Source organism: Ruegeria sp. BG6, from assembly GCF_056538465.1.
The window spans coordinates 50,025-76,919 of sequence record NZ_JBQFTB010000006.1 but is presented as its reverse complement, the minus strand read 5'-3'; the positions used below and the strand labels follow the sequence as shown (position 1 = coordinate 76,919).

The window sequence follows — 26,895 nt, the reverse complement described above, 5'->3', positions numbered from 1 at the left end:
TATCACCCTTGATTATGCCGCGGCCACTTCGCCCATCTTGACAACTCATTGTCGCCCACAAAAAAATTTGGGCAACAAAAAAGCCGCCCCGAAGGGCGGCTGTTACTTCAGCTGTCTGTTCTTCTAGAATTCTGAGGTTCTGTAGAGCTCCACTCCCGCCGCTTTGGGTTCCCAAACTGGCAAGATCCCTTGAGATTTCAATTTCCTTCGGGCTTCCGGAACTGTTGTTGCCATTCTCGTCGCAACGTCGGTGATCTTTTGGTAGTCCACCTTGAAACGGTCCACGCTAGCAGGGCTAACAAGATCACGCATCTGCCCCATGTGTCTAGTTTGTCCGCAAATTGTCAGAACCGGTTCCATTCCGTCTGGTGGAGTTCGAAGAAGGAAGTCGACTGAGGTGGCAGAAAGGCCAAGCTTTCGCGCGACATCCGAAATCGATTTCCCGGGAGAACCAGTTTGGCAACCGAGTTTTTCACCCACTTCTGCCACGTCAACAAGTACAGATTGGTAACGCAGTTCTTCGTCGAGAAGCTCAACTCGAGTTAGTTGCCTTTGGAGCAACAGTTCGACAATCTTGACAGCGGGCACTTTCAAGGCTTCAGCCGCATTTGCAATTCCCAACACACCCTCTGAGAGTTCAGAAATGGGCTGTCCGAAACTTCGCAAGCGGTTCACAAAACTGTCCAGGTCGTTGGCGTCAACTCCCTGAGCAATGCTCCTTCGGCCATCTCTACAGCCCGCGATTGGTTTAAGCATCCCAGCTTCGATGAGCTGCGCCACTTGGGGTCGTTTGCAGCCTAGATACTTTGGAACCTCAGAAATCGAAACCGAACGCCGCATCCTCCTGAGAAGGTCTTCAGAACGTGCAACGTCAATGGCTCCGAAATCCCGTTTCGCGTCATAGTCCGCAGGCAGCAGATCGGCGACCATCAGCGCATTTTGAACAGTTCTGGGAGGCACACCAAACTTCTGGCTCAGTGTCACTACAGAATGACGCCGCCGCTGCAAAACGAGTTCTCCAAACAGAATCGTTCCCGCACCAATTGGCATGGTTTCCAGAATATGTTCACGGAAAACCTCCCGAAATGGCCCAATCGGTTTTCAGTTTTTTTTGAACTGAATCCACTTATAAAGAACACCGAACACACCTTGCGGCCCGGCTTGGACCTTGGAGCATGGCGTCTTCTTCTGCACCGCTTCAAACCCTTCTCGAACGCCTTCAGGGCCACATCGAGTAAACTCGTAACCAACCGCCCCGGCCAAGTCCCAATCCGCTTGCGATAGACTTGGAAGATTTGCATTTGGACCAAATACGATACACGCACCGAGCATTTCAGATGCACGTGAGGCTAGATCAATCAGCTGCCCGTCTAGCCACTCTGGCCCGGGGCACCCTTCAAGTCTGGCTTCAAGGTAAGATTGCAGTTCAGAGACGCGCCTCTGTTTCCCAATTTCGGCCAGCTTCGCCAATCGCGCTTCGTCTGGCATATGGGCAGCCAAGTCCAGAAAGAGATTGCCTCGGCCTCTCCCAGGCTCTCGGACCAAAGGAACGGAATGAACGGGACAAGTTCTCACAGGTGAAAAAGCCCAATTGATCTTCCCAACCGGCATTCTCAACGACTGAGGGCAGTCCGAGATGTCGTTCAAGATGCATTGCGGGCAATAACTTACCCGATTGCCCGCAACGAATTCTGAATGTAACTCTTCATCTCGATGTTTGTAGTAGCGAAAGGCAAGCTGTTTGTATCCGCCCTGCGTAAGTCGCTCCGCAGGAATGCCGGACAGCTGATGCATCTGCTCAACCGCGTTGTCTCGGGTCCTGGCGAGGTCCTGAAGCGGAATACGCACAAAAGAAGAAAACTCTTTCGCAGACATATCACATTGAACACGGGCGAACCGGCTGACCTGAGCCTCCCCAACTGAACTGGTCCACTGAGCCTGAGCAGCCTCATCTGACTGGTCCAGTTTGATTGTTATCGCCCACCAGCCCCGGAAACCATCATCCACATGGATCAGAGGCCAACAATGCACTAACAATCAAACTGGACCAGTCAGATGAGGCTGCTCATTCCGGCTTCATTCGTCTGGTAGCACCGAGCCCGCTTCGGGGCGGGGAAGTACAGACAATACTCGGCGGTGAATACGATCTAGATCGTAATCGGTTAGTTCTAAACCCTCAGTCATCCGCGCTTTGAATGATTGAAAGTCTCCGCGGGTAATCTCGTCACGGTTTTTGTCTCCTCCGGCAAGTTGCTGCGCGAGTTTTTCCTTTCGGAAGTCCAGCAGAAAACGGGAGAATCGAGCGTTCAATTCGGAGTATTGAGGGGACCCCTCGATAGGCGATTTGTTTTTCATCAATTCGGTATCCGATAGCCATGGAACTGCCCGAGCGGTTATGCTGGGCAAGTACAACATTCTGGTCAGCTTTTGCGTGTGACGCGTATGAGACGGTTTGATTCCATGGCCACAGTCTTGAGATTTTCTGGTCTTGGTCAATAGCGCGAATGTTATCGATGGTCGCCCAACACAGAACAATCTCAAAACTCCACTGGAATCTTTTTTATTTTATTTCAGAGTCTTAAGCATCTGTGGGCATTAAAGACCGTTCATATGGGCGTAAAAATCAACCCTATGGGCTATTTATGGTCACCCACACAACTAACGCACCTCAAGCATCATCCGTCACATTTGGAATGCCCGCAGCTCCGGCATGTCATGCAACCTTCGATCATCACCATGTCGAATTGGCCACATGACGGGCAGGCCTTTCCGCGTGGTGCGTCCATGTTCACCACCTGTGCCTGCGGGTCGGACTTCAAGCCCATGCCTTCGCCCTCAAGAAAGCCGATGTTGATCAAGTGCTGCTCGATGACACCGCCGATCGCCGCCAGAATCGAGGGGATGTATTTGCCCTTGACCCAGGCGCCGCCGCGCGGATCGAACACCGCTTTCAGTTCCTCGACCACGAAGGACACATCGCCACCGCGCCGGAACACGGCCGAGATCATGCGGGTCAGGGCCAGCGTCCAGGCGTAATGCTCCATGTTCTTCGAGTTGATGAACACCTCGAATGGTCGACGGCGGCCCGCGATCACGATGTCATTGATCGTCAGATAGATCGCGTGCTCGCTGTCCGGCCATTTCAGCTTGTATGTTGAACCTTCTAGCGATTGGGGGCGGTCCAGCGGTTCGGACATATAAATGACATCGCCGCCATCGGCTTCGTGTGGGGCATCGGCGCTTTCGCCGGGTGCCTTGTCCGAGCTTTCCGAGACGGTCAGAACCGATCCGGTCACATCGTTGGGGCGATAGGTGGTACAGCCCTTGCAGCCCTGATCCCAGGCCTGCATGTACACGTCCTTGAAGGCATCAAAGCTGATGTCTTCGGGGCAGTTGATCGTCTTGGAGATCGAGCTGTCGATCCACTTCTGCGCGGCAGCCTGCATCTTCACATGATCCAGCGGTGTCAGGGTTTGTGCGTTCACGAAATAGTCCGGCAACGCCTCGTCACCGAACTTGTCGCGCCACATCTGCACGGCGTAATCCACGACCTCTTCCTCGGTTCGCGATCCGTCTTTCTGCAACACCTTGCGCGTGTAGGCATAGGCAAAGACCGGCTCGATCCCGGATGACACGTTCCCGGCGTACAGGGAAATCGTTCCGGTCGGTGCAATCGACGTCAGCAAAGCGTTGCGGATACCGTGTTCGCGGATTGCGTCGCGCACATCGTCATCCATCTTCTGCATCGTGCCGCTGGCCAGGTATTTCTCGGCATCGAACAGGGGGAATGCGCCTTTTTCCTTCGCCAAACCCACCGACGCCAGATACGCGGCGCGGGCGATTGCGTGCAACCAGCGCTCGGTCTGACGCGCCGCCTCGTCCGAGCCATAACGCAGGCCCAGCATCAGCAAAGCATCCGCCAGCCCGGTCACACCCAGGCCGATACGGCGCTTGGCCTGTGCTTCGGCGGCTTGTTCAGGCAACGGGAATTTTGACGCATCGACCACATTGTCCATCATCCGAACCGCCGTGGCGACCAGTTCCTGCATCGCCGCCTCGTCCAGATGGGCACCTTGTTCGAACGGTTCTGCCACCAGTCGCGCCAGGTTGATCGACCCCAGCAGGCAAGCGCCGTAGGGCGGCAGCGGTTGTTCTCCACAAGGGTTCGTGGCCGCGATGGTTTCCACGTAGCTAAGGTTGTTGGCCTGGTTGATCCGGTCGATAAAGATCACACCCGGTTCGGCATAGTCATAGGTCGCCTGCATGATCTTGTTCCACAGATCGCGCGCCTGAACGGTGTGATAAATCTTGTCGCCGAACACCAGCTCCCACGGGCCGTCCGCCTTGACCGCTTCCATGAAGGCATCCGTCACCAGCACCGACATGTTGAACATGCGCAGACGGGCCGGGTCGGATTTGGCGGTGATGAACTGCTCGATATCCGGATGGTCACACCGCATGGTTGCCATCATCGCGCCCCGGCGCGATCCGGCGGACATGATGGTTCGGCACATCGCGTCCCACACATCCATGAACGACAGCGGACCGGATGCGTCCGCTGCGACCCCGTGCACATCCGCGCCCCGCGGTCGGATGGTCGAGAAATCATAGCCGATCCCCCCACCCTGCTGCATCGTCAGCGCGGCCTCTTTCAGCATATCGAAAATGCCGCCCATGCTGTCAGGAACCGTTCCCATGACAAAGCAGTTGAACAGGGTCACACGCCGCGCTGTCCCTGCGCCTGCGGTGATACGGCCCGCTGGCAGGTATTTGAAATCTTCCAGCGCCTCGAAAAACTTCTGCTCCCAATGCGCCGGGTCCTTTTCGACCTGCGCCAGATCGCGGGCGATGCGCCGCCAGGAATCCTCGACCGTCTGGTCGATGGGCGTGCCATCCGCCTTTTTAAAGCGGTATTTCATATCCCAGATCTGCTCGGCGATGGGGGCGGCAAAGCGGCTCATTGGTGATTCCCTGTACTGAAAGAGGTATCCAGACTACCCCAAACCCTGCCCCTGCCACAACACCTTGATGACTGCGCCTTACGAGCTACAATATAAAGATGCACTTCGGGACGACTCTGTGGGAAAGCTGTGGATAAGTACGTAAACCTCATAAAACTATCCGTCGGCTCGGAAAGCGTCGACACGCTGATGGCGTGGCAGGACGGCCGCATAGCGCTTTATGAGGACGGCTGCCCGCGCCACGTCACCCGTATGTGGCCCAAGCGCGAGGAAGAAATTCTGAACGGCGGATCAATCTATTGGGTGATCAAGGGCGTCATCCAGTGTCGCCAACGCATCCTGCGGCTGGACGAGGTACGCGGAGAAGACGGTATCCGCCGCTGTGCCATCGTGCTGGACCCCGAGATACACCGTACGCAGACCGCGCTGAAACGCCCGTTTCAGGGCTGGCGCTATCTGAAACCCGAGGATACTCCGGCCGATCTGCCACAGGGACGCGAGCAGGACGATGCCCTGCCCGATGATCTGAACCGCGCGCTGGCAGAGATTGGTGTGCTGTAATTAGCCCAGCCGGTCCAGCAGATCGGACAGAACGGCCTTGTCGTCAGCGTCATAGCTCGCGACGCGGCTGCACCAAAGTGTCGCCTGCGACTGCAGTATCAGGCCATCCGACAGGATTTTCAGATGGTTGGCTCTCAGGGTTTCCCCGGTTGACGTTATGTCCGCGATTGCCTCGGCGGTTTCATTCACCACCGTGCCTTCGGTCGCGCCCTGGCTGTCGACCAGAGTATAGTCGGCCACGCCCGCCTCGGTCAGGAATTCACGCACCAGCCGATGATATTTGGTGGCAATGCGCAGCCGGTGGCCGTGCACCTTGCGGAACGCCGCCGCTGCAGCATCCAGATCGTCCAACGTGTCCACATCGACCCAACAGGCAGGTGTCGCAATGATCAGATCGGCATTTCCGAACCCCAATGGCGCGATCTCTTCGACCTGTTGTTCCCAGCGGGGCAGTTTTTCGTGGACAAGGTCCGTTCCCGTCACGCCCAGATGGATCCGCCCTGCTGCAAGTTCCCGCGGAATCTCCCCCGCCGACAGCAGGATCAGCGATACGTTGTCGATCCCCTCGACCTTACCCGAATACTCGCGGTCTGATCCACTGCGCGACAGGGTGATGCCACGCTTTTCAAACCAGGCGAAGGTCTTTTCCATCAGCCGGCCCTTCGAGGGAACGCCCAGTTTCAGGCTCATCTTGCACCCTCCTCGATCTCGAGCATCAGGTCGGGGCGCAGGACACCACCCACTGCGGGAATTTCCGCGCCGTTGCCCAGTTGCCGGGTCAGCGCGTCGTAGCGTCCGCCGGTTGCGATGGGCGGCAGATCGGGACGGCCTTCGGCGTAGAAGCCAAATACGAACCCGTCGTAATACTCCATGGATGTCCGGCCATAGGCGGCTTCGAAATCCAGCCGTTCCACGTCGACCCCACGCGCCTGAAGCGAGGCAATCCGCGCCTCGAGCCGATCCAGCGCAGGGGTGATCTGCGGCAGATCAACGGCCACATCGCGCAAGCGCTCAAGCGCGAAAGGCATCGTTTCGCGGACATTCAGCAGCGTCTCCAGACCGGCCAGTTCGCTGTCCGAAATCGGAGGCGTCTCGCGGTCTTCGCGCAGTGCCGCGATGCGGGCTTCGATTTCCGATGAGCGCCGCTTGCCGATCATGGGGGATTCAAATGTCATCGGATCGGACGCGTCCAACAAAGCGTCCCGGCCCGCCGGAGCGGGTTTGCGTCCGGCAAACCGGTCCAGAAGAACACGGAACCGGCGGGGTCGCCACAGGTGCCGCATCAACGCGGCCTTACGCCGTTCAGTCGTGCTCAGGCCCTGAACGGCTGCGGTCAGGATACCGATATCGCCAGTGGCTGCGCGCAGGGGCAGACCACGAAGCTGCAGCGCAAAAAGCGAGAACACCTCGGCGTCCGCTCCGGCGGGATCGTCGCGATCAAAAACCTCGTACCCGACTTGAATGTATTCGTTTGCGCGATCCAGATCGTGTTCCTGACGCCGGAAAACCTCGCCCGAATAGGTGTAGCGCGCGGGTTCGGCACCTTCGCTCATGTGCATCTGCACCACGGGCAGGGTGAAATCCGGGCGCAGCATCTGTTCGCCGCGCAGCGCGTCCGAGGTCACATAGGCCCGGGCCCGGATGTCCTCGCCGTAGAGATCCAGCAGCAAGTCTGCCGATTGCAGCAAAGGCGGATCGACCACCTGCGCCCCGGCGGCCTCGAACCGGACGCGCATCATCGCGGCGCGGGCCTGAATCTGAGAGCGGTTGGGCATGCGTCAGTCCTGACTGTTCAGAATTTCGCGCACCTTGGCGACCAGATCACCACGCGGCACTTCGAACTGGCTGGGGCGTTCTTTCCATTCCTCGAGCGTGGCGCTTTCGGCAATCTTCGCGCCCAGGATAAGGTCCTTGATCTGCACGATGCCACCCGCCTTTTCGTCACCGCCTTCGATCACTGCAATCGGAGAGTTCCGTTTGTCCGCATATTTCAGCTGATTGCCAAAGTTTTTGGGGTTGCCCAAATAGACCTCAGCCCGGATGCCTGCGTTGCGCAGCTCGGCCACCATCGCCTGGTAGTCTGCCATCCGGTCACGATCCATGACGGTGACAACCACAGGGCCGGTGGCCTGCGCGGCGATCCGGCCCTTTTCGCGCAAGGCGACCAGCAGACGGTCGACACCGATGGAGATCCCAGTTGCGGGCACTTCCTGCCCGGTGAAGCGTTTGACCAGATCGTCATAACGTCCACCACCAGAGACTGACCCGAACTGCCGCTTGCGGCCTTTCTCGTCGAAAATCTCGAAGGTCAGTTCGGCCTCGTAAACCGGACCGGTATAGTAGCCCAAACCGCGCACGACCGAAGGATCGATCTCGATCCGATCCGATCGGTACCCACCTGCATCGAGCAGAGCGCCGATCTGCTCCAGTTCGGCAATTCCGTCCGCGCCGATCTTGCTGTTACCTACAGCGGTACGCAGGTTGGCCAGCGTGCCGACGGTATCCGCCGCTTTCGAGGTCAGGAACGCAATCACGGGCTCGGCCTGATCATCGCTCAGCCCCACACCGTCGATGAACGCTCCCGAGGCGTCCAGGCGACCTTTGGTCAGCAACTCACGCACGCCCTGCTCGCCCACCTTGTCAAATTTGTCGATGGTGCGCAGAACGTTGTCGCGGGCAGCTGCGTCTTCACCCAGACCCATCGCCTCAAGCACGCCATTCAGAACCTTGCGGTTGTTGACGCGCACCAGATAGTCGCCGCGCGGAATTCCCACAGTCTCCAGCGTGTCCGACAGCATGGCGCAGATCTCGGCATCGGCGGCCATTGAAGCCGTACCGACCGTATCCGCATCGCATTGATAGAACTGACGATACCGCCCCGGCCCCGGCTTTTCGTTCCGCCAGACCGGCCCCATTGCATAACGGCGATAGGGCGTCGGCAGATCGTTGCGGTGCTGTGCGTAGACCCGCGCCAGTGGTGCGGTCAGGTCGTAACGCAGGGCCATCCAGTCGCCCTTGTCGTTCTCGTCCACTTCCTGCCACGCAAACACGCCTTCGTTCGGGCGATCCACGTCGGGCAGGAATTTGCCCAGCGCCTCGACCGTCTCAACCGCGCTGCTTTCCAGAGCGTCAAACCCGTACCGATGATAGACGTCCGCAATAGCCCGCAGCATCTCGGTGCGCTGCGTGACTTCCTGGCCGAAATAGTCGCGGAACCCTTTCGGCGTCTCGGCCTTGGGGCGGGGCTGTTTCTTGGGCTTGGCCATGTGGGGCGTCCTTGGGAGTTTTCTTGTTCCGCGCGCGGTCTATCCCATGGTCTGTTTCGGGGCAAGGCGCGCTTTCTCTGGCCACGGCGTCACAGGGTCGCTATGACCAGCCCCAGAGACAGGAGCCACCCATGCAGCATCTGGAAGAACAGATCGCCCACCTTACCCGAACAATCGAAGACCTGAACGCAGTCGTCACGCGGCAGCAAACCGAGATTGAACGCCTGACCCGCAGGGTTGAGATGCTGTTGCAACGCGAAGCTGAGCGCGCGCAGGAAGGGTCCGGCGGCGTTGTATTCGGCGACGAGCGCCCGCCGCATTACTAAGGGGTTACAGTCCCAGCGTCGATTTCACCGCACTGTCCACAACACCGCCCAGCAGCGCATCCTCGTCCCCGGTGCATCCTTCGGTCAGCGCGGCCAGGAAGGTTTCGCGCAGCTTGGCTTTGTCGTCCTCGGACGCGGCGTATTGTTCGATGTCGATCTGGCGATTGTACAGAGACAGGGCCGTCATCTTTCCGACCACGTCCAGGACGTACTCGTCATTCCCGTCTGCCTCTTCGATGACTGATGCGCAGGTATGGTACATCAGCGGCAGCGCTTCCTGCATCATCTGGTCCGCTTCGTCATCGGCCAGCGCAATTCCCGGCGCAGCGATAAAAGCGACCATCGAAATCAGTTTGAACCCGTGAAAACGCATGGCAAGTCCTCTCAAATTGGGCATCGATCCTATTTTGGGATCGGTGGTCACTTTTTGTTGGCGCCGATGATGGCCCCGACAACAGCCCCGGCAGCGGCCCCCTTGCCATCGCCGACCAAAGCACCAACGCCCGCGCCGATCAAAGCGCCTTTGAGCGCGTCTTCCTGCTTGTCCTTATCCGCCAAGGCTAGTGTTGCGGGCAACAATGCCAGTGACGCCACAGCTGCAGCGACCAGTATTCCCAGACGTCTTCCTGAAATCCCCATTTGGCGTCCTCCCATGACTTAACCCAAATGAATATAGGTAGAATTCCAGCCTAGCTTGGTGGCAATCTTCTGGCAACAAGCCGTTGGACGTCAGATTTCCTCGACCGACATCACGCCATCCAGCGATTTGATCGCGCCTTTGATCTGCGGGTTGATCGGAAAATCCTGCCCCAGATCCATTTCCACATCCCCCGGCAAGCCCGGGTCAAGCAGACACAGATGGATCGGCCCCTTCGCCGCGCCCTTGGCTGCACCGGCAGCGTCTTCCAAAACCCTGGCGACGGTGGGCAAAACCTGCGGCTGATCCACGAAGATGCGCAGCCCGGTTGCGCCCGCCTCGGCCACCACCGAGTCCACTGGTCCAACGGATCGCCCGAGCAGTTTCAACTGATCCGACTCCATCGTCGCCTCGGCGGTGAGAACCACCTGTGCGCCGGTTTCAAGAAATTCCCGGCATTTCTCCAACGTATCCGAGAACAGCGTGACCTCATAAGCTCCGGTCGGATCAGAAAGCTGTGCAAAGGCAAAGCGGTTACCGCGCGCTGACTTGCGCTCCTGTCGTCCGGCAACGACACCGGCCATCTTGGCGATCAAAGGGCCGGAACGCGCCTTTTCGGTCACTTCGTCCAGTGTCAAAATCTGCTTGCGCTTCAGCGCAGGCATGTAATCGTCCAGTGGGTGGCCTGAAAGATAGAAGCCGATTGCCTTGAACTCTTCGCTCAAGCGTTCTGCCGGCAACCAGTCGGGCGTCGCGGAAAGGCGCGGTTCGGGCAGATCATCCCCGGCCTCACCAAACAGCGACACCTGGTTCGAGTTCTTCTGGTCGTGGATCGCCGCCGAGTACTGCACCAGTTGTTCAAGACTTTCGAAGACACGGCGGCGGTTCTTGTCGAGCTGATCAAAGGCCCCGGCCCGCGCCATCATTTCCAGCGGACGTTTACCGACCTTCTTCAAATCGACCCGGCGGGCAAAGTCAAAGAGGTTCACAAACGGCTTGTCCCCACGCCCTTCGACAACAAGGTTCATCGCCTCGACGCCTACGTTCTTGAGCGCGCCCAGCGCGTAAACCAGCTCTCCGTTCACAACGTCGAACGTCGCCAGCGAGCGGTTTACACAGGGAGGCACATAAGGAAGCTCAAGCCCCTTGCGGACTTCTTCGAAATAGACGGCCAGCTTGTCGGTCAGGTGAATATCGCAGTTCATGACGCCCGCCATGAACTCGACCGGGTGGTTCGCTTTCAGCCAGCCGGTCTGGTAGCTGACTACCGCATAGGCGGCGGCGTGGGATTTGTTGAAGCCGTAGTTCGCGAATTTCTCGAGCAGGTCGAAGACCTCGGATGCTTTCTTGGCATTCACGCCATTCTCGCCCGCGCCCTTTTCGAATTTGGGGCGCTCGGCGTCCATCGCCTCTTTGATCTTCTTACCCATCGCGCGGCGCAGCAGATCCGCGCCACCAAGACTGTACCCGGCCATCACCTGCGCGATCTGCATCACCTGTTCCTGATAGACGATGATGCCCTGCGTTTCCTCGAGGATATGATCGATCAGAGGATGAACAGACGTGATCTCGCGCAGCCCGTTCTTGACCTCGCAATAGGTTGGGATGTTTTCCATCGGGCCCGGGCGGTACAGCGCTACAAGGGCCACGATGTCCTCGATGCAGGTCGGTTTCATGCGCTTCAGCGCATCCATCATGCCCGAGGATTCCACCTGGAACACCGCCACTGTCTTGGCCGCCGAATAGAGTTTATACGTGGCCTCGTCATCCAGCGGAATGGCGTTGATCTGGTTTTCCGCCCCTTCGGCGGGTTCATAGAGCTCCGTACCATCCGCCGCCACATGCAGGGGCCGCCCGGATTTGAAGATGAGATCCATCGCGTTCTGGATCACGGTCAGCGTCTTCAGACCCAGAAAGTCGAACTTAACAAGCCCGGCCTGTTCCACCCATTTCATGTTGAACTGCGTTGCCGGCATATCGGAACGCGGATCCTGATAAAGCGGCACCAGAGCGTCAAGCGGGCGGTCCCCGATCACGACACCCGCCGCGTGGGTCGAGGCGTTCCGCAGCAGCCCTTCGACCTGCTGGCCGTAGGTGAGCAGGCGGTCCACGACCTCTTCGTTGCGCGCTTCTTCTCGCAGGCGCGGCTCGTCCTTCAGCGCCTTTTCGATGGAGACGGGTTTGACACCCTCGACCGGGATCATCTTGGACAGGCGATCTACCTGGCCGTAGGGCATCTGTAACACCCGCCCGATATCGCGCACGGCGGCCTTGGACAGCAACGCGCCGAAGGTGATGATCTGCCCCACCTTGTCGCGCCCGTATTTCTGCTGCACGTAGCGGATCACCTCTTCACGGCGGTCCATGCAGAAGTCGATATCGAAGTCAGGCATCGAAACCCGCTCGGGGTTCAGAAAGCGCTCGAACAGCAGGGAATAGCGCAGTGGGTCAAGGTCGGTAATCGTCAGCGCATAGGCCACCAACGATCCCGCGCCTGAACCCCGCCCCGGCCCAACCGGAATGTCGTGGTCCTTGGCCCATTGAATAAAGTCCGCAACGATCAGGAAGTAACCAGGGAAACCCATCCCTTCGATGATGCCCAGTTCGAATTCCAGCCGTTCCTGATATTCCTCGGGCGTTACAGCATGCGGAATCACGGCCAGACGTTTCTGCAAGCCCTCATTTGCGATGCGACGCAGTTCGGCGACCTCGTCATCTGCGAATTTCGGCAGGATCGGATCGCGGCGATAGGCCATGAAGGCACAGCGTTGCGCGATCTCGACCGTGTTCTCGATCGCCTCCGGCAGGTCGGCGAAAAGGGTCACCATTTCCTGCTGCGACTTGAAATAATGCTGCGCGGTCAGGCGGCGGCGGCCGTCCTGCTGGTCGACATAAGCCCCTTCCGAGATACAAATCAGCGCATCATGCGCCTCATACATATCCGAGGTCGGGAAATAGACGTCATTGGTGGCGACCAGCGGCAGGTTTTTGGAATAGGCCATCTCGACATGGCCACGCTCGGTCAGACGTTCCGCTTCGGGCTGGCCATCCTCGCCCGGGTGGCGTTGCAGTTCAATATAAAGCCGGTCCGGAAACATCGCGGCCAATCGGTCAACCAAAGCCTCTGCCGCCGGGCGCTGCCCCTGTTGCAGCAACCGCCCCACCGGCCCGTCGGGACCGCCGGACAGGCAGATCAGACCGTCTGAGCGGTCGGCCAGTTCATCCAAGGTCACCTGCGGAAGCTGCCCGCCCTTGTCCACGTAGAGGCACGAGCTGAGCTTCATCAGGTTCTCATATCCAACCTCGGACTGCGCCAGCAGCACCAGCGGCGCGGGCGCCTTGGGTTTTTCGCCGGGTTGCGGCTGCACATAGGTCAGATCGACCTGACAGCCCATGATCGGCTGCACACCGGCACCGCTGGCCGTTACCGAAAACTCGAGTGCGGAGAACATGGAATTGGTGTCCGTCACGGCAACGGCAGGCATCTCCATCTTCTCGCACAGGGCGGGCAGCTTTTTCAGCCGCACGGCGCCTTCGAGAAGAGAATATTCTGTGTGAACGCGGAGGTGAATGAATCGAGGGGAACTGCTCATGCCGCCTACGCTATCCCACCCTGCGGAGTTGCAAAAGCGGGAACCGCAGCTTTGAAATGCCGGAAAAATCGGCGGTGATTATTCGGCTTTTTCAGAAGGTGCTTCGGGGATGGCAGGCCCCTTCTACCAAAAAGCGCTTTAATAACAACCGACTGACCGTTATGAAAAAGCGGCATTCACAAGTCGCGGGTGCCTAATGGTGTATCATACAGGCAGTTTTTCTTGCCAGACAAGGCGCGCTGTTTCTAACATCTGACGGCAAGCTATCCGCCCGCCACTCTTTCTACGTCGCATCGAAGGAGGGCCTAACGGGCGCAACTGGGTAACGCGACGGGTTTCTCGTATGAATATCACGTTTCTTCTGAACGGAGAGACAGTGGAGCTGGCGGATGTCAATCCGACAGCGACCCTGCTGGACTGGCTGCGCGAAGATCGTGGCCTGACCGGCACCAAGGAGGGCTGCAACGAAGGCGATTGCGGGGCCTGCACCGTCATGGTGACGGATGAGGGTGGCCACAAGGCGCTGAACTCCTGCATTCTGTTCCTGCCTCAACTACACGGCAAAGCGGTGCGCACCGTCGAAGGTGCCAGCGGCCCGAATGGCGAGTCCCATCCTGTTCAGCAGGCGATGGTTGATCTGCACGGGTCGCAGTGCGGCTTTTGCACCCCCGGTTTCGTCATGTCGATGGTGGCAAGCCACGCCAATGGTGCCACGGATCACGACACACAGCTTGCCGGAAACCTGTGCCGGTGCACGGGATACGCACCGATCATACGCGCGGCTGAAGCGACCGAAACGCAACCGGTTCCCGTTTGGGTCAAGGACAAGCCGGTGGCGACGCTGGTGACTTCGCCCATGCTGCCGGGGTCAACGGATGAGCTGGCGGCAGTTTATGCTCAGCATCCTGACGCCACACTGGTTGCCGGCGCGACCGATGTTGGGCTTTGGGTCACGAAACAACTGCGGGATCTCGACCCGGTGATATTCCTGAACCGTTGCGACGACCTGAAGGATGTCACCATCACGGATGATGAAATCCGTTTTGGTGCGATGGTCGACATGAACCGCATGGGTGAGGCGTTGGTTGATCTGCACCCCTCTTACGCCGAGATGATCCGCCGTTACGCCAGTGTTCAGGTGCGCCACGCGGCCACCGTCGGTGGCAACATCGCCAACGGCTCGCCCATCGGGGACAACCCGCCTGCCCTGATTGCCCTAGGTGCAACACTGCATCTGCGCAAGGGTGACACGCGCCGGTCGATCCCGCTGGAAGAGTTCTTCATCGACTACGGTAAGCAGGACCGCGCACCGGGCGAATTCGTCGAGGCGGTCAGTTTCCCGCGCCAGGATGATCGCTTGAAAGCTTACAAGCTCAGCAAACGGTTCGATCAGGATATCTCGGCCGTGTGCGGGTGTTTCAACATCACTGTGGCAGACGGTGTCGTCGCTGATGCGCGTATCGCGTTCGGCGGCATGGCTGGCATTCCCAAGCGCGCTTCGAATGTCGAAGCGGCCCTGACAGGCAAACCCTGGACACATGAGACTGTTCAAGCCGCCATCCCAACCTTTGCCAACGACTTCACGCCGATGACGGATATGCGCGCCTCGGCCACCTACCGGTTGGAGACCGCAAAAGCGATGCTTGAGAGGTACTTCCTCGAAGATCAGGGTGAAGTCACAAACGTATTGGAGGTGTCGGCATGAGCGTGACCAAACCCCTCCCCCATGACGCGGCGCCGCTGCATGTCTCTGGAACCGCGCGCTATGTGGATGACATTCCCACACCAAAAGGTTCTCTGCATCTGGCCTTTGGCTTGAGCCCGATTGCCAAAGGTACGATCACGTCGATGGATCTGTCCGCGGTAAAAACTGCCGATGGAGTCGTCATGGTCATGACCGCCGACGACCTGCCTTTTGCGAATGACGTCTCTCCGTCGATCCATGACGAGCCCTTGCTGTCGGATGGCACGATCCACTACATTGGCCAGCCCGTTTTCCTTGTGATCGCCACCAGCCATCTGGCCGCGCGCAAGGCAGCCCGGCTGGGCAAGATCGACTATGCCGAAGAAACCCCGATCCTGACGGTCGAAGAGGCTTTGGCCGCGGACAGCCGGTTCGAAGATGGTCCCCGTATTTATGCCAAAGGTGACGCTGATGCCGCCATTGCCGGGTCAGCGCATGTCATCGAAGGCACGTTCGAGATCGGCGGGCAGGAGCATTTCTATCTGGAAGGTCAGGCCGCGCTGGCCGTGCCGAACGAAGGCGCAGATATGCTGGTGCACAGCTCGACCCAGCACCCGACCGAGATTCAGCACAAAGTGGCGGATGCCTTGGGTGTTCCCATGCATGCCGTTCGTGTTGAGACCCGCCGCATGGGCGGAGGTTTTGGCGGCAAGGAAAGTCAGGGCAACGCTCTGGCCGTATCCTGCGCCGTTGCGGCCCGCGCGACCGGCAAGGCCTGCAAGATGCGCTATGACCGTGATGACGACATGATCATCACCGGCAAACGCCACGCCTTCCGCATCGCATACAAGGCCGGTTTCGATGAGAACGGGCACATTCAGGGCGTTTCCTTCCTGCAATATGCCATTTGCGGCTGGGCGCAGGACCTGTCCCTGCCTGTCGCCGACCGTGCGATGCTGCATTCCGACAACGCCTATCTGTTGCCAAATGCGCGGATCGAAAGCCACCGGCTGAAAACCAACACCCAATCCGCCACCGCTTATCGCGGCTTTGGCGGGCCGCAGGGTATGGTTGGTATCGAACGCGTCATGGACCACGCAGCCTATGAATTGGGCTTGGACCCGGTCGAGTTGCGCCGCCGGAATTATTACGAACCGGCTCATGCTGTCGCGGGCGCTGAGCCTGCGGAAAAACCTCTGGGCCATCCCGATCCGCACGAAGACCTGACCAGCCGCGGCGCTGTTGAGATGGGGGACGCCCCCGTGCGCCCCTTGCCCGCAGGCGGCAACACCACGCCCTACGGCATGGAAGTCAGCGATTTCGAACTGCACGGAATGACCGAAAAGCTTATGAAAACAAGCGATTACGCGTCACGCAAGGCGGCCATCGAGAAGTGGAACGCCGAGAACAGAGTGATTAAGAAGGGCATCGCTTTTGCCCCGGTCAAGTTCGGTATTTCTTTCACGCTAACCCACCTGAACCAGGCGGGTGCGCTGGTGCATGTGTATCAAGACGGCTCTGTCCACCTGAACCATGGCGGCACCGAAATGGGTCAAGGCCTGTTTCAGAAGGTCGCGCAAGTTGCGGCCTCGCGCTTTGGCATTCCGCTCGAGATGGTGAAGATCACCGCCACCGATACCGCGAAGGTACCCAACACCTCGGCGACGGCAGCCTCGTCGGGCAGCGATCTGAACGGTATGGCGGTGAAAGCCGCCTGCGACACGATCCGTGACCGGATGGCCGATTATCTGGCCGAACGCCATCAGGCCAATCCGTCGGCGGTGACATTCTCGGATGGCCATGTCTCGGTCGGAGAGGAACGCTATACCTTCGCCGAAGCTGCCGCGCTGGCTTATCAGGGCCGCATCAGCCTGTCGGCGACCGGGTTTTACAAAACACCCAAGATCGAGTGGGACCGGATCAAGGGCCGGGGTCGCCCGTTTTTCTACTTCGCCTACGGGGCCTCGATCACCGAGGTCGCAGTGGACACGCTGACCGGTGAAAACCGCATCCTTCGCACGGATATCCTGCATGACGCAGGCGCGTCGCTGAACCCGGCGCTGGACATCGGGCAGGTCGAAGGCGGATTTGTTCAGGGCGCAGGCTGGCTGACAACCGAGGAACTGGTTTGGGACGGCAAGGGCAATCTGCGCACCCATGCGCCGTCGACCTACAAGATTCCGGCCTGTTCCGACCGGCCCGACATATTCAATGTCGCGCTCTGGGATGGCGAAAACCGCGAGGACACGATCTATCGGTCGAAAGCGGTAGGTGAGCCGCCGTTCATGCTGGGCATTTCCGCCTGGCTGGCACTGTCGAATGCGGTGGCAGCTTGCGGGGATAGCTATCCGGCATTGGATGCGCCCGCCACGGCCGAAGAAGTCTGGCGCGGCGTCCAAAGGATGAGGGGAGGCATCTGATGGGATTTGATCGGGAGGCTTTGAGGGAGGCGGTCAATACCCACGGCAAGGTGGTCCGGGTGGTTATCGCCGGGATCAAAGGGTCGTCACCCCGTGAAGTCGGTGCCGCGATGCTGGTCTGGAAAGACGGGCAGTCCGGCACGATCGGAGGCGGCACTTTGGAATTTCAGGCGGCGGAAGCTGCAAGAACACAAGCCGTTTCGTCCCGCCTGACGCAACATGCGCTTGGCCCCGATCTGGGCCAGTGCTGCGGTGGTGCTGTGACGCTGCTCAGCGAGATCTATGATTTTGATGAGGTGGAAGGGCTGGATGACAATATCATCGCTCGCCCGGTTTCGACCGGCGCGATGCCGCTGTCGGTCAAACGGATGCTGGCGCAAGCCCGGGGTCAGGGTGTCGAACCCGAAGCTCAGTTGTTAGACGGCTGGATGGTCGAGCCAGTTCACACACCGGCCCGCAATCTGTGGATCTGGGGCGCCGGCCATGTGGGACGTGCCCTGGTCGATGTCCTGTCCCCTCTGCCCGATCTGGCAATCACCTGGGTCGATACCGGGCCTGAGCGGTTCCCAGAAACGGTGCCGCCGGGTGTAACCGCTGTTCCGGCCGCCAAGCCAGCAGAACTGGTTCGCCATGCACCGCGAGACGCAGAGCATTTGGTCCTGACCTACTCGCACAATCTGGACCTGGAGCTTTGCAACAGATTGCTTTTGCACGATTTCCGCTTTGCCGGGCTGATCGGCTCGGCTACGAAATGGGCGCGGTTCCGATCACGGCTGGCAGCCCTTGGGCATTCGCCCGAGCGGATCAGCCGGATAACCTGTCCAATCGGTGATCCGTCACTGGGCAAACACCCGCAGATGATTGCCGTTGGCGTCGCGGCGCAGCTTTTGCGCCCTGCCCGGCAGAACGAGTTGAAAAAGGACCTGAGCGCGTGACCACTCCATTGTTAAGCTTGCAGGGGCTGACCAAAGCCTATCCCGGCGTCGTGGCCAATGATCAGGTGTCCTTTGACATCGGTGAGGGCGAAGTTCACGCGCTGCTGGGTGAAAACGGTGCCGGCAAATCCACGCTGGTAAAGATGATCTACGGGCTGGTGAAGCCCGACAGCGGCACGATGCTGTTGCGCGGCCAGTCTTTTGCGCCGCCGGAGCCCCGCGCCGCACGGGCCGACGGGATCGCGATGGTGTTCCAGCATTTCTCGCTGTTCGACGCACTGAATGTGGCCGAGAACATCGCATTGGGGATGGAGAACCCGCCACCAATGGGCGATCTGGCCTCGCGTATCCGGCAAGTATCCGAAACCTACGGTCTGCCGCTGGACCCGTATCGCACGGTGGGTGATCTGTCTGCGGGCGAACGTCAGAGGGTCGAGATCATCCGCTGTCTGTTGCAGGAGCCCAAGCTCTTGATCATGGATGAGCCGACCTCGGTTCTGACGCCGCAGGAGGTAGATATCCTATTCGAGACGTTGAACAAATTGCGGTCCGAAGGCACCTCGATCCTGTATATCTCGCACAAGCTGGAAGAAATTCGCACGCTGTGTGATCACGCCACCATCCTGCGTCTGGGCAAGAATGTGGGCGAATGCGTTCCGTCCGAGACCTCGGCGCGGGACATGGCCGAGATGATGGTCGGTTCGACCCTGCAAACGCCGGAACGATCGGGGCGTGAGTTTGGGGATGTTGCGCTGGATGTCAGCGGATTGTCGGTGCCCTCGCCTTCTGAGTTCGGAACCGCGCTGAAGAATGTCCATATGACCGTCCGCAAGGGCGAGGTTCTGGGCATCGGGGGTGTTGCGGGCAATGGGCAGGACGAATTGCTTGGCGTGCTGTCCGGAGAAATTCAGACAACAGCCGACGCGATCAAATTCAATGGACAACCGATCGGCAAATTGGGTCCGACCACACGGCGAAAGCTGGGTGTTCTGACCGCTCCCGAGGAGCGGTTGGGTCATGCGGCCGCTCCGGATATGAGCCTTACCGAAAATGCCCTGCTGACCGGATCGGTCCGTGAAGGGCTGGAGAACAACGGGTTTCTGAAATGGGCCGAGACCAAGAGTTTCGCCGAAAAGATCATCAAGGCCTTTGATGTCCGCACGCCCGGGCCGGAAAATGCGGCCCGGTCTCTGTCCGGCGGCAACCTGCAGAAATTCGTTATCGGACGCGAAGTGTTGCAAAACCCCGACGTTCTGGTGGTGAACCAGCCCACTTGGGGTGTGGATGCGGCCGCAGCGGCCTCAATCCGACAGGCCATTCTGGATCTTGCAGCCAAGGGTACTGCCGTCATTTGCATCAGCCAAGATCTGGATGAGCTGATGGAGATCTCGGACAGTTTTGCCGCGTTGAATGAAGGACGCCTGAGCGCGCCACGCACGACCACAGGTCTGACCGTGGATGAGATCGGCCTGATGATGGGCGGCGCGCATGGCATGGAGGTGGCGCATGTGTAGACATATTGACCGCCTCCGGCGGGAGAATTTTCAGAAAGATGAAGAACTTGGAGGGATGAGCAGGTGATTGTGTTGGAGAAACGGCCGCAACCGTCCAAGGCGTGGTCTTATGCGACCCCTCTTGTGGCCGTGCTGGCAACGATGGTGTTTGGCGGGCTTTTGTTCGCTATTCTGGGCAAGAACCCGCTGCAGGCAATCGGCACCATCTTTTGGGAGCCATTGTTCGGTGAGTTTTCCTTTTACTACCGGCCGCAACTGCTAGTGAAAGGCGCGCCCCTGGTGCTGATCGCGATTGGCCTTTCGCTGGGTTTCCGGGCCGGCATCTGGAATATCGGTGCCGAGGGCCAGTATATCATGGGCGCCATATTCGGCGCTGCTGCGGGACTTGCGTTCTACCCATTGGAGGGCTGGTACATCTTCCCGATAATGGTGATCGCCGGTGCGTTTGGCGGCTGGCTGTGGGCGATGATCCCGGCCTTTTTGAAAGTGCGCTTTGGCACCAACGAAATCCTTGTTTCGCTGATGCTGGTCTATGTAGCCGAGCAGATGCTGGCCTCGGTTTCTCTTGGCCTGCTGAAGAATCCCGAAGGGTTCGGCTTTCCCGGCTCGCGCAACCTGCAATCCTATGAAAGCGCGCATAATGCCGAACTGATCGCGGGATCGGGGATGCACTGGGGTGTCGTGACCGCCTTGATCGCGGTGATCTTTGCCTATGTGCTGCTGAACCGTCACATGCTGGGTTTTCACATCCGCCTGACAGGTGAGGCACCGCGGGCGGCGAAATTCGCCGGTGTAAACCCTGCTCGTCTGATCCTGTTCTGCCTGGGCCTGTCCGGCATGCTGGCCGGGTTGGCAGGCATGTTCGAGGTCTCGGGACCGGCCGGTGTCGTCAGCATCGATTTCAATGTGGGCTACGGCTTTACTGCGATCATCGTGGCCTTTCTGGGCCGCCTGCACCCGGTGGGCATCCTGCTGGCCGGTGGCCTGATGGCGCTGACCTATATTGGCGGCGAAATCGCCCAGTCTCAGATGGGCCTGCCGGCCGCAGCCATTCAGGTGTTCCAGGGGATGCTTCTGTTCTTCCTGCTGGCTTTCGATCTTCTGACAAACTACCGCATCCGTGCGGCCCGTAGCGAGGTGGCGTGACCCATGGACCTTGGTGAAATCAATCCCGTACTTCTGGTCGCCTCGCTGATGGTGGCCGCAACCCCCCTGCTTCTGGCCGCGATCGGAGAGCTTGTCGTCGAAAAGGCTGGTGTTCTGAACCTTGGCGTTGAAGGCATGATGATTGTTGGCGCGATCAGCGGTTTTGCAATCTCGGTCGAAACCGGCTCGCCTTGGCTGGGATTCATCGCGGCTGCCATCGGTGGCGCCGTTCTGTCCCTTCTGTTCGTCCTGCTGACCCAGGTGGCGCTGGCCAATCAGGTCGCCAGTGGCCTTGCGCTGACGCTGTTCGGACTTGGGTTCAGTGCATTGATGGGGCAGAGCTATGTAGGGATCAAACCGCCCAGCATGGGCGACATCCATATCCCTGTGCTGAGCGATATCCCGGTCATTGGCCCGATCCTGTTCCAGCACGATCCGATCCTATATGTCGGGATCGCTCTGACGGCCGCCGTCTGGGCCACGCTGAAATACACCCGTGTTGGTCTGATCCTGCGCGCGGTGGGTGAAAACCACGATGCGGCGCACGCCCTGGGCTACAAGGTCATCAAGATCCGCATCATGGCGATCCTGTTCGGCGGAGCCTGTGCCGGACTTGGCGGCGCGTACATCAGCCTGATCCGTGTTCCGCAGTGGACGGAGGGCATGACCGCCGGTGTTGGCTGGATTGCTCTGGCTTTGGTCGTGTTCGCAAGCTGGAAGCCGTGGCGTGCATTGCTGGGTGCTTATTTGTTTGGCGGAATCACGGTGTTGCAGCTTAATCTGCAGGCAGCGGGCGTTGCCATCCCAGTCGAGTATCTGGCAATGTCGCCATACATCATCACGATCCTTGTGCTTGTGATCCTTTCGGCCGACAAGAGCAGCGCACCTGCCTCACTGGGCCGGACCTTCCATGCCTCGCACTAGACGGGGCCAACTGAACCAACTTGGGGAGTAACTAAATGAAATTCACAACACTTCTGACAAGCGCCGCCATGGCGCTGGGTCTGGCGACAAGCGCCATGGCCGAAGACAAAACCAAGGTCGGGTTTGTTTATGTCGGCCCCGTGGGCGACGGCGGCTGGACCTATGAACACAACAAGGGCCGTCTGGCCGTTGAGGAGCATTTCGGCGACAAGGTCGAAACCGTATTTGTTGAATCGGTGCCCGAAGGCCCTGACGCCGAACGTGTGATGACTCAGATGGCGCTGGAAGGTGCTGACCTGATCTTTACCACCTCGTTCGGCTACATGGACCCGACCATCAACGTGGCCAAGAAATTCCCGAACGTGAAGTTCGAGCACGCAACCGGCTATAAGACTGCCGACAACGTCTCGGTCTATTCGGCACGCTTTTATGAAGGCCGCGCCGTTCAGGGCCACATCGCAGGGAAAATGACCCAGTCGAACATCGTCGGTTACATCGGATCGTACCCGATCCCCGAAGTGATCCGCGGCATCAACTCAGCGTACATCCACGCCAAGAAGGTGAACCCGGATGTCGATTTCAAAATTGTCTGGGCCTACACTTGGTTCGACCCGGCGAAAGAGGCCGACGCGGCCACTGTTCTGATCGAACAGGGCGCGGACGTGATCCTGCAGCATACCGACTCGACCGCGCCGCAGGCGGCCGCGCAAGAGGCAGGCAATGTCATCACGTTCGGTCAGGCCTCGGACATGAGCGAATACGCCCCGAAGCCGCGCGTATCCTCGATCATCGACAACTGGGCGCCCTACTACATCGCGCGCACCCAGGCCGTAATGGATGGATCGTGGGAAACCGTGAACACCTGGGACGGCATCAAGGAAGGTATGGTTGAGATTGGCGAAATCTCGGACGCAGTGCCTGCCGACGTGAAAGAGGAAGCGCTGGCTATGAAAGCAGCCATTGCTGACGGCAGCTACCACCCGTTCACCGGCCCGCTGAAAAAGCAGGACGGCAGCGACTGGCTGGCCGAAGGTGAAGTGGCCGATGACGGTACTCTGGCCGGTATGAACTTCTATGTCGAAGGTCTGGAAGGCGAGATTCCGCAGTAAACACCAAAAGATCGAACCATTGGGGTTGGCTCTCGGGCCAACCCTTTTTTGTTTCCGTAACTGCTACGGCACGGCAGATCGCCAGAATACAGCAGGATCTGTTATCAGTTGGCGACTGTTCCCCATCGCCCCAAGCAAAGCCCTATTCAAACTGGCTGTCGTTCGCCAGCGTGCTTGCGGACCCTGGCGATTGGCTGGTTCCGGCCTTTTTGGACACCAAAGCCAACGTCGGAGACAACTCCTGAACGGAACGCGAAACGCTGCCGCGCGACCGGCCGTTGCGCGTTAACCGGCAAGCTGATCGCTCAGTGCCCGCTCAGAACCAGCGTGTTGACCGGCATCAGGATCAGGCGCAGGCGCAGGCCTGCCGCGTGGACGACTCCAATCGTGTCGACGACATGCAGGAACGCAGCCTGCCAGAAACCCAGGTTTTCATGCTCGAGCCGCTCGTGGTTGTCCGTGTACACATTTGCCAGACAGTTGCTGCCGGCTGGAATGTCGTCCGCCATGCCTTTGTACAGCGGTTCGAGATAGACAAGGATAGACCCCGGCACCGTATTGGTCTGCACATCACGCAATTCGTCCGAGGGGCGGATCTGACCCGAGGGGATCACGTCCTGTACCTCGACCACGACCATCGGGATCACCGTAAATGGCTTGGTCATACAACCAAGCTCTCCGATCATGCCGGGCTTGATGACCTGTGCTGACAGCTGATTGAAGGCCGCCTGGAACCGGTCATGACCGGACGAGGACGGAACCAGAATACCAGCCGGGCGCAGCAGCGGGCTGACATAGTCGCCGACCTGCAATCCGAACTGTTCGACGCGGCCCGTGACCCCGGCATTGATGACGGTTTTGTCCAGCTCGGTCAGGGCAGCGTCCAATTGTGCATTGGCGCTGGCCAGTTGCGCGGGAATCAACTCTTCGATCTGCTGCACGACCGCAGCGCGACGGGATTGGGCTGCTGTCACTTGGGCTTCACGCTCAGCCACCAGGTTTTCAAGGCGGTCGATTTCGGCCAGACGCACAGCGCTTGATCCTTCGTCGCGCAGGGTTGTATTGCGCTCAAGATCCTCCAGCGCCTGATCAAGCGCGGCCTTTGCGCCGGCAATCCCGGCTTCCGCCTCGGCCAGATCGGTTTGTGCGACTTTCAGCGAGGCCTGAACCTGCGCGATTTCAGCATGCGCCGCCTCGACCTGCGCGGTCTGGGTCAGATCCTCGATCCGGAAGATCGGTTGACCGGCCGTGACCTGTTCGTTGTTTCGAACGTAAACTTCGGACACGCGCCCGCCCAGTTGCGGCAGGATGGTGACAGTGCGGAAATAGGACGCCGCCGTGCTGCTGGCGGGATGAAAATAAAACAGGGTGGTGATCACGGTCAGCGCCAGAATGGCACATGTGGTCAGACCCCAGCGCAGTTCGTACCACATGGTGAACAGTGTGATCTCATGTCCGATCCGCTTGCCCTGAACATAGCGTCGAAACAGATAATCCGGCAGCACCGTGACCAGCGCACACATCAATGTCTCAAGCATGACTTAGTGCTCCTGCTGCGGTTCTTGCGCCGGTTGTGGCGCGGGTGGTTCCGGCGCGCGCTGCGGCGCCAGAGACCGGATGGCATCGGCAATTCCGCGCAGGGGTGCAGCAAAATCCGGGAACTGAAACCCGGCCACAAGGATCGCCGCGACCCAGAACAGACCGTTATGAGTGAACAACGCCAGCAGCGCCAGAATACCCACCAGCTGAAATTGCGGATGGTTGGACTGGTGTGCAATTTTTTCGGGGATCGAATGCAGGGTGAAATATGCAACCCCAAGCAAAACAATCACGACAACAGTAAAAACCAGCATGAAAGTGAAAAGAAAATCGCTTCCGTCTGCCTGTGTCACGTAGGACGGAATATGTCCCGTGGCCATCGGGTGTAAATCTGCGGCGTTCACCCTGCCCTCCCTTTATCTGATTGCCCACTGTTTGAATGGGTTGAAGCGCAAATTCAAGCCTGCTTGAATGACCTGACCCCGCTTCACGGGTTGTGTTCCATAAACATCGATTCAGACGGGTAAAACGAGTTGATTGATTTTCTGATCATTGGCGGCGGCATCGCCGGTCTGAGCGCGGGCGCACGCCTGTCGCAATTTGGCTCTGTCACCGTGCTGGAAGCGGAAGACGCGCTGGGGTATCACGCTTCGGGTCGGTCGGCTGCCCTGTTCGAAGAAAGCTATGGGCCACCGTCGGTGGTCGCGTTGAACAGGGCCGGTGCGCAGTTTCTGCAATCCGATAACGGCGGTTATCTGACACCTCGGGGAATCATACTGGTTGCGGCCCCCCATCAGGCCGAAGAATTCGGGAAAGATGCCGAAAACCTGAGCGTGGCGCCGATTTCCACGGAAGACGCCTTGGCCCGTGTCCCGATCCTGGACCCGGACACGCTGGCATTCGCGGCAGTTGGTCATGCCGCGTTTGACATCGACACGGACCGGTTGTTGCAGGATTTTGCCCGAACCATACGCAAGAACGGCGGCCAAATTCTGACCAGGCGCAAGGTCAATGCAATCAGCAAGCCCCGGCACTGGGAAATAAAGGCAGATCAGGTTTATCAGGCCCGGATGCTGGTCAATGCCGCTGGCGCATGGGCTGATGAAATCGCGGAACTGGCCGGGATCGCACCGCTCGGCATCACGCCGTATCGCAGATCGATGGCCCGCATTCCTGCGCCGGGCGGATATGACGTGCGCGGCTGGCCCATGATGCTGGGTGCCGGCGACAGCTGGTATGCCAAGCCGGACGCGGGAAACCTTATCGTGTCCCCTAGCGAGGCTGATCCCGTCGCCCCCCACGATGCCTATGCCGATGACATGGTTCTGGCTGAAGGGTTGGCCCGGTATGAAGCTATGGTCACGGAACCCGTCAACCGGGTTTTGGCGAACTGGGCGGGATTGCGCAGCTTTGCCCCAGACGGAACTCTGGTTCTGGGGCCTGATCCCGGCGACCCCTCGTTCGTCTGGTCCGTCGGTCAGGGCGGTTACGGGTTTCAGACCGCACCCGCTGCATCACAGCTTGTCGCGGATCTGACAACAGGCGCCGCCTCCGAACTGGATCAGGAAACAGTCGCCGCTTTGAGCCCGGCGAGGTTTAACGCATGACCCGCCGCAAGTTGCCCTCGAACGCGAGCGTTGCGACGCCGGAGGCCGGCGGCAAATTGGTTGCTCCGGCCGCGAGCCGGAACAGCGGTGTTCTTTGCGACCTGTTGTTGCAATGGGCACCGCGTTCAGGTTCCGCGCTTGAGATTGCCAGCGGCACAGGCCAACATGTCAGTGCCTTTGCGACCGTCCTGCCCGAAGTCAATTGGCAACCGACCGAAGTCGATCATGTTCGCCGCGCCAGCATCGACGCCTATAAAACGGCCCTAGCCAACGTATCGAAGGCCGCGCATCTGGATGCCACAACCGAGGGCTGGCACAAGCAGTTTGCAGAGCTCGACCTTGTGGTCCTGATCAACCTGCTTCACCTTATCAGTTGGGACGAAACAAAGACGCTTCTGACGGAAGTCGCCCGGGCGCTGTGCGTAAATGGGCGTTTTGTCCTTTATGGCCCGTTCAAGCGTTCCGGTACCCTGACCAGCGACGGTGACCAACGCTTTCATGACGCCCTTTTCCAGCAAGACCCTGAAATCGGGTACAAAAATGATGATGACATCGCTGAACTCATGGAAGTGCAAGGATTGAGTGTTGTCGAAAGAGTAGAGTTGCCTGCAAATAATCTTGCCTTCATTGCGGATAAACGCGGCAACTGATCAAGATCAAAGTCTAGTGGTGA

The 26,895-nt window shown here is 59.1% G+C and carries 23 protein-coding genes; 11 read left to right on the top strand and 12 right to left on the bottom strand.

The features are described 5' to 3' along the window. Nucleotides 1-123: 123 nt before the first annotated feature. The 4 genes from ACR0JW_RS12475 to ACR0JW_RS12460 all read right to left on the bottom strand — a co-directional run bounded on the left by ACR0JW_RS12475 (nucleotide 124) and on the right by ACR0JW_RS12460 (nucleotide 4,961). Nucleotides 124-1,050, bottom strand: a complete 927-nt coding sequence (locus ACR0JW_RS12475) for a hypothetical protein (RefSeq protein ID WP_170681036.1) — start codon at nucleotides 1,048-1,050, stop codon at nucleotides 124-126. Between the two features lie 51 nt (nucleotides 1,051-1,101). Beyond that, nucleotides 1,102-2,007 carry a TniQ family protein gene (locus tag ACR0JW_RS12470; RefSeq protein ID WP_170681038.1) on the bottom strand — a complete coding sequence of 302 codons (906 nt, stop codon included), beginning with the start codon at nucleotides 2,005-2,007 and terminating at the stop codon, nucleotides 1,102-1,104. Nucleotides 2,008-2,076: 69 nt separating this feature from the next. Continuing rightward, nucleotides 2,077-2,355 (bottom strand): hypothetical protein, encoded by a 279-nt coding sequence (locus ACR0JW_RS12465; protein WP_480714008.1) that lies wholly within the window; start codon nucleotides 2,353-2,355, stop codon nucleotides 2,077-2,079. A gap of 320 nt (nucleotides 2,356-2,675) precedes the next feature. Next, on the bottom strand, nucleotides 2,676-4,961 hold the full coding sequence (locus tag ACR0JW_RS12460; RefSeq protein ID WP_170681042.1) for an adenosylcobalamin-dependent ribonucleoside-diphosphate reductase: 2,286 nt from the start codon (nucleotides 4,959-4,961) through the stop codon (nucleotides 2,676-2,678). A gap of 129 nt (nucleotides 4,962-5,090) precedes the next feature. Between ACR0JW_RS12460 and ACR0JW_RS12455 the strand changes: the two genes are divergently transcribed. Further along, entirely contained in the window at nucleotides 5,091-5,522 is a 432-nt protein-coding gene (locus tag ACR0JW_RS12455; protein ID WP_170681045.1) for a DUF1489 domain-containing protein, read from the top strand. Here the strand turns inward: ACR0JW_RS12455 and hisG are convergent, their stop codons facing one another. From hisG to hisS, 3 genes are read right to left on the bottom strand one after another with little or no spacing between them, the layout of a single operon-like run. Further along, complete coding sequence (gene hisG / locus ACR0JW_RS12450) at nucleotides 5,523-6,212, bottom strand: ATP phosphoribosyltransferase (RefSeq protein ID WP_170681047.1); 690 nt, start codon at nucleotides 6,210-6,212, stop codon at nucleotides 5,523-5,525. Then, nucleotides 6,209-7,297 (bottom strand): ATP phosphoribosyltransferase regulatory subunit, encoded by a 1,089-nt coding sequence (locus ACR0JW_RS12445; RefSeq protein ID WP_170614842.1) that lies wholly within the window; start codon nucleotides 7,295-7,297, stop codon nucleotides 6,209-6,211. The genes hisG and ACR0JW_RS12445 overlap by 4 nt, the downstream gene beginning before the upstream one ends. Nucleotides 7,298-7,300: 3 nt before the next feature. Next, nucleotides 7,301-8,788: a histidine--tRNA ligase gene (hisS, locus tag ACR0JW_RS12440; protein WP_170681049.1), complete on the bottom strand. Its 1,488-nt coding sequence runs from the start codon at nucleotides 8,786-8,788 to the stop codon at nucleotides 7,301-7,303. Nucleotides 8,789-8,919: 131 nt separating this feature from the next. Between hisS and ACR0JW_RS12435 the strand changes: the two genes are divergently transcribed. Continuing rightward, complete coding sequence (locus ACR0JW_RS12435) at nucleotides 8,920-9,114, top strand: SlyX family protein (RefSeq protein WP_170681051.1); 195 nt, start codon at nucleotides 8,920-8,922, stop codon at nucleotides 9,112-9,114. 4 nt (nucleotides 9,115-9,118) lie between these two features. On the opposite strand, the gene ACR0JW_RS12430 is transcribed toward ACR0JW_RS12435, so the two are convergent. The 3 genes from ACR0JW_RS12430 to dnaE all read right to left on the bottom strand — a co-directional run bounded on the left by ACR0JW_RS12430 (nucleotide 9,119) and on the right by dnaE (nucleotide 13,344). Next, nucleotides 9,119-9,487 (bottom strand): hypothetical protein, encoded by a 369-nt coding sequence (locus ACR0JW_RS12430; RefSeq protein WP_170681053.1) that lies wholly within the window; start codon nucleotides 9,485-9,487, stop codon nucleotides 9,119-9,121. A 47-nt stretch (nucleotides 9,488-9,534) separates the two neighbouring features. After that, nucleotides 9,535-9,753, bottom strand: coding sequence for a YMGG-like glycine zipper-containing protein (locus ACR0JW_RS12425; RefSeq protein WP_170825421.1), 219 nt, complete (start codon nucleotides 9,751-9,753; stop codon nucleotides 9,535-9,537). Between the two features lie 90 nt (nucleotides 9,754-9,843). Next, entirely contained in the window at nucleotides 9,844-13,344 is a 3,501-nt protein-coding gene (gene dnaE, locus ACR0JW_RS12420) for a DNA polymerase III subunit alpha (protein WP_170681057.1), read from the bottom strand. Between the two features lie 343 nt (nucleotides 13,345-13,687). Between dnaE and xdhA the strand changes: the two genes are divergently transcribed. From xdhA to ACR0JW_RS12385, 7 genes are all read left to right on the top strand, one after another. Then, nucleotides 13,688-15,049, top strand: coding sequence for a xanthine dehydrogenase small subunit (gene xdhA, locus ACR0JW_RS12415; protein ID WP_170681059.1), 1,362 nt, complete (start codon nucleotides 13,688-13,690; stop codon nucleotides 15,047-15,049). Continuing rightward, entirely contained in the window at nucleotides 15,046-17,448 is a 2,403-nt protein-coding gene (gene xdhB, locus ACR0JW_RS12410; protein ID WP_170681061.1) for a xanthine dehydrogenase molybdopterin binding subunit, read from the top strand. Before xdhA ends, xdhB begins: the two co-directional genes overlap by 4 nt. Further along, the gene (xdhC, locus tag ACR0JW_RS12405; protein WP_170681064.1) at nucleotides 17,448-18,383 is read left to right on the top strand and encodes a xanthine dehydrogenase accessory protein XdhC; all 936 of its coding nucleotides are present in this window, start codon (nucleotides 17,448-17,450) and stop codon (nucleotides 18,381-18,383) included. The genes xdhB and xdhC overlap by 1 nt, the downstream gene beginning before the upstream one ends. Further along, nucleotides 18,380-19,897 carry an ABC transporter ATP-binding protein gene (locus ACR0JW_RS12400; RefSeq protein ID WP_480714007.1) on the top strand — a complete coding sequence of 506 codons (1,518 nt, stop codon included), beginning with the start codon at nucleotides 18,380-18,382 and terminating at the stop codon, nucleotides 19,895-19,897. Before xdhC ends, ACR0JW_RS12400 begins: the two co-directional genes overlap by 4 nt. Before the next feature lie 63 nt (nucleotides 19,898-19,960). Further along, entirely contained in the window at nucleotides 19,961-21,043 is a 1,083-nt protein-coding gene (locus tag ACR0JW_RS12395) for an ABC transporter permease (RefSeq protein ID WP_170614852.1), read from the top strand. 3 nt (nucleotides 21,044-21,046) lie between these two features. Then, a complete protein-coding gene (locus tag ACR0JW_RS12390) occupies nucleotides 21,047-21,967 on the top strand; it encodes an ABC transporter permease (RefSeq protein WP_170614853.1) in 921 nt (306 codons plus the stop codon). A gap of 35 nt (nucleotides 21,968-22,002) precedes the next feature. After that, nucleotides 22,003-23,076: a BMP family ABC transporter substrate-binding protein gene (locus ACR0JW_RS12385; RefSeq protein ID WP_170681068.1), complete on the top strand. Its 1,074-nt coding sequence runs from the start codon at nucleotides 22,003-22,005 to the stop codon at nucleotides 23,074-23,076. A gap of 305 nt (nucleotides 23,077-23,381) precedes the next feature. Here ACR0JW_RS12385 and ACR0JW_RS12380 read toward each other — a convergent pair whose 3' ends face one another. Together ACR0JW_RS12380 and ACR0JW_RS12375 are read right to left on the bottom strand one after the other, a co-directional pair. Then, nucleotides 23,382-24,614, bottom strand: a complete 1,233-nt coding sequence (locus ACR0JW_RS12380) for an HlyD family secretion protein (protein WP_480714006.1) — start codon at nucleotides 24,612-24,614, stop codon at nucleotides 23,382-23,384. A 3-nt stretch (nucleotides 24,615-24,617) separates the two neighbouring features. Beyond that, nucleotides 24,618-25,019 carry a hypothetical protein gene (locus ACR0JW_RS12375; RefSeq protein WP_480442174.1) on the bottom strand — a complete coding sequence of 134 codons (402 nt, stop codon included), beginning with the start codon at nucleotides 25,017-25,019 and terminating at the stop codon, nucleotides 24,618-24,620. Nucleotides 25,020-25,148: 129 nt separating this feature from the next. On the opposite strand from ACR0JW_RS12375, the gene ACR0JW_RS12370 reads away from it, so the two are divergent. Next, nucleotides 25,149-26,222: an FAD-dependent oxidoreductase gene (locus tag ACR0JW_RS12370; protein ID WP_170681072.1), complete on the top strand. Its 1,074-nt coding sequence runs from the start codon at nucleotides 25,149-25,151 to the stop codon at nucleotides 26,220-26,222. Continuing rightward, nucleotides 26,219-26,872 (top strand): DUF938 domain-containing protein, encoded by a 654-nt coding sequence (locus ACR0JW_RS12365; protein WP_170681074.1) that lies wholly within the window; start codon nucleotides 26,219-26,221, stop codon nucleotides 26,870-26,872. The genes ACR0JW_RS12370 and ACR0JW_RS12365 overlap by 4 nt, the downstream gene beginning before the upstream one ends. Nucleotides 26,873-26,895 lie beyond the last annotated feature (23 nt).